We start from the raw sequence: 4,820 nt of genomic DNA on the forward strand, positions 1-4,820 counted from the left end.
GCGTAGCCGCGCTCCATCAGGTGGACACAGGCGTCGGCCAGGTCGTCCACATAGAGGAACTCGCGCATGGGGGTGCCGCTGCCCCAGACGACGTATTCGTCATCGCCGCGCAGCTTGGCCTCGTGGGCCTTGCGCATCAGCGCGGGCAGCACGTGGCTGTTGGCGAGGTCGTAGTTGTCGTTCGGACCGTAGAGGTTGGTGGGCATGGCGCTCACGTACTGGCGGCCGTGCTGGTGGTTGTAGGCCTCGGCGAGCTTGATGCCGGCGATCTTGGCGATGGCATACGGCTCGTTGGTGGGCTCCAGCGGGCCGGTGAGGAGGTAGTCCTCCCGGATCGGCTGCGGGCAGTCGCGCGGGTAGATGCAGCTGGAGCCCAGGAACATCAGGCGCTGCACGCCGGCGAGGTGGGCGCCGTGGATCAGGTTGGCCTCGATCAGGAGGTTCTGGTAGAGGAAGTCGGCGCGGTAGAGGTTGTTGGCCTGGATGCCGCCGACCTTGGCCGCGGCGATGAAGAGGTAGTCGGGCCGCTCCTGTTCCAGGAACGCCTGCACGGCGCGCTGGTCCAGCAGGTCCAGCTCCGCGCGGCTGCGGGTGACGATCTGGGTGTAGCCGCCGGCCCGCAGGCGCCGCACCAGTGAACTGCCGACCATGCCACGGTGTCCGGTCACGAAGATCTTGGAGTGCTGGGCAATGGTGTTCATGGGTGTGGATGGAGGGCCCGTGGCACGGCGCGCGTTCAAAAAGAAATCAAGATGTAACTATTGCGATTAACTTCGCAAGCCGTCGAGTGGCCAACTTTGGAGGCCATCGCCTGGGGGCAACACTGGATGGCGCATACGTGCAAAGATCGCTTGCCGGATCTTAGTAGATCGGATCGAGATCACTGGTGTCCAGCACACACATCCGGATAAGAACAGGAAACGAGTCGTTTTTCTCACGGTCAATGGGCAATCACCCGCGTACTCGATCCTGACGCACACCATGACACGGCAGGAAGACGCAGCCTATCCATGTCAGCATGCGCTCATGCTGTCTCGACAACACTGAATCGCGTACGGACCACACAACTGCGGGGGTTGAGCTTCCCTAGGAAACCACTCAGACTTCTGGTAGGAGTGGATAATTTCACTTCAGTCGCGGGCGACAAGCCAGTGGCTCTTATCTATACGTCAGGAGCGGAAGCATGACTTCACAATTCAAGGTTCAGGGTTCAATGAAAGGGTTGCTGCTGGCAACTGCGGCCGTGGTGGTCACGATGGCCTCCATGCAGGCCAACGCGGCGCGTCCGACAACGCCCGTGACGCCGCCGCCGGCCGTGACGCGTCCGCCGATCCAGCAGACGCCGCCGCCGCCGGTGATCGTGGTGCCGCCTTGCAAGCGCGGCGGCCCTGGCATCACGCCGTGCTGATGCACTGACACAACCACGGTCCAGCTGATGAAGCATCAGTCCTGGGCCCAGCAGGCCGAACGCGGCCTGCTGGGTCTTTTTTTTGTGTCGCTGGTCTGGCTGCCCTTGCCGCTGGGAAGCAACCGGCACTGGGCAGCGGCGTTCTTTGCCGCGCTGGTGTGGGTGTTGCTGGCCTTGAGTGGCCTGGTCCGACTGGCCTCGGCCAGGTCCGCAGCCACCGGCAGCCACCAGACGAGCCTGGGTAGCCATGTCGTGCTGGCGCTGCTGGTCCTGTTCACCGCGTGGGTGAGCCTGCAGCTGACGCCGTTGGGCTACACCGAGGACGTGCACGAGACCCGGCTGTACATCCTGAGGTGCATCGGCTATGTCGGCGCCTTCTGGCTGGTGCAGTTGCTGGTGACCTCGGACCGGCGGCGCATGACGGTGCTGGTGGGCCTGCTGAGCGCTGGCGTGGTGCAGGCGCTCACCGCGATGGTGCTGTTTTCAGCCGCCGACAACTACGAGTTCCTGAATTTCGAGTTCGCGCAAGGCACCCGGGCCACGGGCACGTTCCCGCAAGCGGATGCCCTGGCGAACTACCTGCTGCTGACGCTCTCGGCGGGGTTGGCGGTGATGCTGGCGCAGATGGGCAGCAGCCGGCCAGCGCCCCGAACGGTCACATGGCAGCACCGCGTCCACGCGGCCATGGAATTCATGATGTCGGGCAAGATGGTGGTGCGCCTGATGCTGATCATGATGGTGATCGCGCTGGTGCTGACCCGCTCACGCATGGGCAACGGGGTGTTCTTCCTGAGCCTGTTCGTCGTGGCGGCCTGGGTGATGGGCGCCTCGCGCCAGCTGCGCAAGGCGGCGGGCATCCTGATGGTGAGCCTGCTGCTGGTGGACACCATCGTCATCGGCCAATGGGTGGGGCTGTCCAAGGTGATCGACCGGATGGAGGCGACGGAGATCGCCGCCCAGGCGGCATCGGCGCAGGCTCCGGCGGAGTCGACGGCGGCGCCCCGTGCGCCGGTGCACCCCGAAGAGTCCCTGCACGAGCGCACGCGCCCGGCACGGGATGCCCTGGCGATGCTCCGGGAACGGCCCTGGACCGGGTTCGGCGGCGGCGCGTTCTACACCGCCTTTCCCCGCTACAAGGTCGAGTCGCTGCAGCTGCCCTACAACCACGCCCACAACGATTACGTGGAGATCGCGGCGGATGTCGGACTGCCGGGATTGCTGCTGCTGGGGGGGGTGGCGCTGCTGACGGCCATGCGCGTGGTCCAGCTCATGCGGGACCGCAGCACACCCCATGTGCGTGGCGTGGCAGCCGGGGTGGGCATGGGGTTGTTGTGCGCTCTCCTACACGCGCTGGTGGATTTAAATCTCCAGATAAACGCCAATGCAATGACGCTCACCGTACTATTGGCCGTGGTCTGGAGCGTACCTACAAAGCGCACAACCACGTCACTTCGGTCTAGGTAGTCCATTTCATGAATCAAATCCAAGTTGCTGCGCCGGCTGTACCGGCGCAGATGGCTCCTCCTTTTGCGCCGGTGCAGTTGGGCTTGTCCGAGGAAAGCAAGCTCGCACTGCTGGACCACTGGCGCAGCGTCAAGAAACGCAAGTGGCCCATCCTGGGCCTGGCGACGGCACTGGCTGCGCTGGGCGCCGCGGTGGCGTTCTCGATGACACCCGTCTACCGATCGACGGCGACCGTGCTGATCGAGCCAGGCAAGCCGAAGTTCCTCTCGATGGAGGACATGCTCGGTGGCGCGATGCAGACCAAGGAGCACTACCAGACGCAGGTGGAAATCCTGAAGTCCCGCGAAGTCGCCCTGCGCACCGTGAATTCGATGAAGCTGTGGACGGATCCGCAGTTCGATCCACGCAAGTCGGACGCCAGCGTCACGGCCAGGATCAAGTCGATGGTCGGCCTGGCAGCACCCCAGAAGGACTGGACCGAAGAAGCGCTGGCCGACTCCGCAGTGAAGCCGGTGATGACCAATCTGAGCGTCGAGCCGGTGCGCTTGAGCCAACTGGTCAAGGTCAGCTTCGACTCGCCGGATGCCCGTCTGGCGGCCCGCGTGGCCAACGACATCTCGTCGAACTACATCGACTCCGACCGCGACGCCAAGTTCAAGCTGGCCCAGAGCCTCAATGGCTGGCTGGAGAAACGCGCCTCGACACTGCGCGAGAACCTGCTGGAATCAGAGAAGGCGCTGCAGGCCTACCGCGAAGAGAAAGGGCTGATCAGTCTCAGCGGTTCGGCGCAAGGCCTCGCCGGCATGCAGATCAGCGAAGCCAGCCAGCGCCTGGCGGAAGCCCGCAGCAAGCGCATGCAGCTCGAAGGCACCTACAACATGGTGGCCGGCGCGAGCAACAGCGATTACAGCAACGTGCCCGGTGTGGCCAACAGCCCGGCCGTGCAACTGGCCATCCAGCAGGAAGGCGCAGCGCAGAAGCTGGTGGTCGAGCTGTCCGAGAACCTCGGCCCCAACCACATCAAGATGCAGGAAGCCCAGTCGGCGCTGGCAGCGGCCAAGCGCTATCTGGCGGAGCAGCGGCGCGCGGCCGCCCGCAGCCTGGTGCAGGAGTACACGCTGGCCCGTCAGGCCGAGAAGTCACTGGAAACTGCCCTGAACTCGGCCACGGGCAACGTGCAGGACGTGAACCGCAAGGAGTTCCAGCTGCAGGTGCTGGAGCGCGAGGTCAGCTCCAACAAGCAGCTGTACGACTTGTTCATGAGCCGCGCCAAGGAAATGGACGCGGGCAGCGATCTGCAGGCCGCTGTCGCCCGGATCGTCGATCCGGCGGTGGTGACGACCACTCCGGTGCGCCCCAACAAGGGACAGATCATCCTGGTGGCCTTCGTGCTGGGCCTGATGACCGGCGCCATGGGTGCTGTCCTGCTGGACCGGCTGGACAACACCATCAAGGGCAGCGAGTCGGCGGAAATCAAGCTGCAGCAGCCGGTGCTGGCGGTGTTGCCGGCACTGACCGGCGAGGCGCTGGAGAACGTGGCGACCCTGTTCATCCGCGAGCCCAATTCGCACCATGCGGAGGCCATCCGGACCGCCCGCACGGGCATCCAGCTCTCGGACGTGGACCAGCGGCACCGCCTGATCATGGTGACGTCGAGCGTGCCGGCCGAGGGCAAGACCTCGACCTCGATCAACCTGGCGCTCGCGCTGGCGCAGACCAAGCGCACGCTGCTGATCGACGCCGACATGCGCCGCCCGCAGGTGGGTGTGCGACTGGGCATGGCCTCCAACGCCAAGGGTCTGTCCAACCTGGTGACCGGCTCGGCCACGCTGAAGGACTGTGTGCACCAGATCGAAGGCAGCACGCTGCTGGTGATGCCCTCGGGCGATGTGCCGCCGAATCCGCTGGACCTGCTGGTGTCGCAGCGCTTCAAGGACGTGCTGCGCCA

At 65.0% G+C, this 4,820-nt stretch carries 4 protein-coding genes; 3 read left to right on the plus strand and 1 reads right to left on the minus strand.

Annotated features, from left to right (window positions below):
- Window positions 1-701: GDP-L-fucose synthase family protein (locus AB3X43_RS18955; protein WP_369431433.1), on the minus strand; the 701-nt coding region annotated here is incomplete at its 3' end.
- A gap of 482 nt (window positions 702-1,183) precedes the next feature.
- Between AB3X43_RS18955 and AB3X43_RS18960 the strand changes: the two genes are divergently transcribed.
- The 3 genes from AB3X43_RS18960 to AB3X43_RS18970 all read left to right on the plus strand — a co-directional run.
- Window positions 1,184-1,408, plus strand: a complete 225-nt coding sequence (locus AB3X43_RS18960) for a hypothetical protein (protein ID WP_369431434.1) — start codon at window positions 1,184-1,186, stop codon at window positions 1,406-1,408.
- Between the two features lie 27 nt (window positions 1,409-1,435).
- The gene (locus AB3X43_RS18965; protein ID WP_369431435.1) at window positions 1,436-2,872 is read left to right on the plus strand and encodes an O-antigen ligase family protein; all 1,437 of its coding nucleotides are present in this window, start codon (window positions 1,436-1,438) and stop codon (window positions 2,870-2,872) included.
- Between the two features lie 50 nt (window positions 2,873-2,922).
- A partial coding sequence (locus AB3X43_RS18970; protein ID WP_369431436.1) for a GumC family protein occupies window positions 2,923-4,820 on the plus strand: 1,898 nt, incomplete at its 3' end.

The organism is Sphaerotilus sp. (assembly GCF_041083715.1).
Lineage (GTDB): Bacteria > Pseudomonadota > Gammaproteobacteria > Burkholderiales > Burkholderiaceae_C > Sphaerotilus.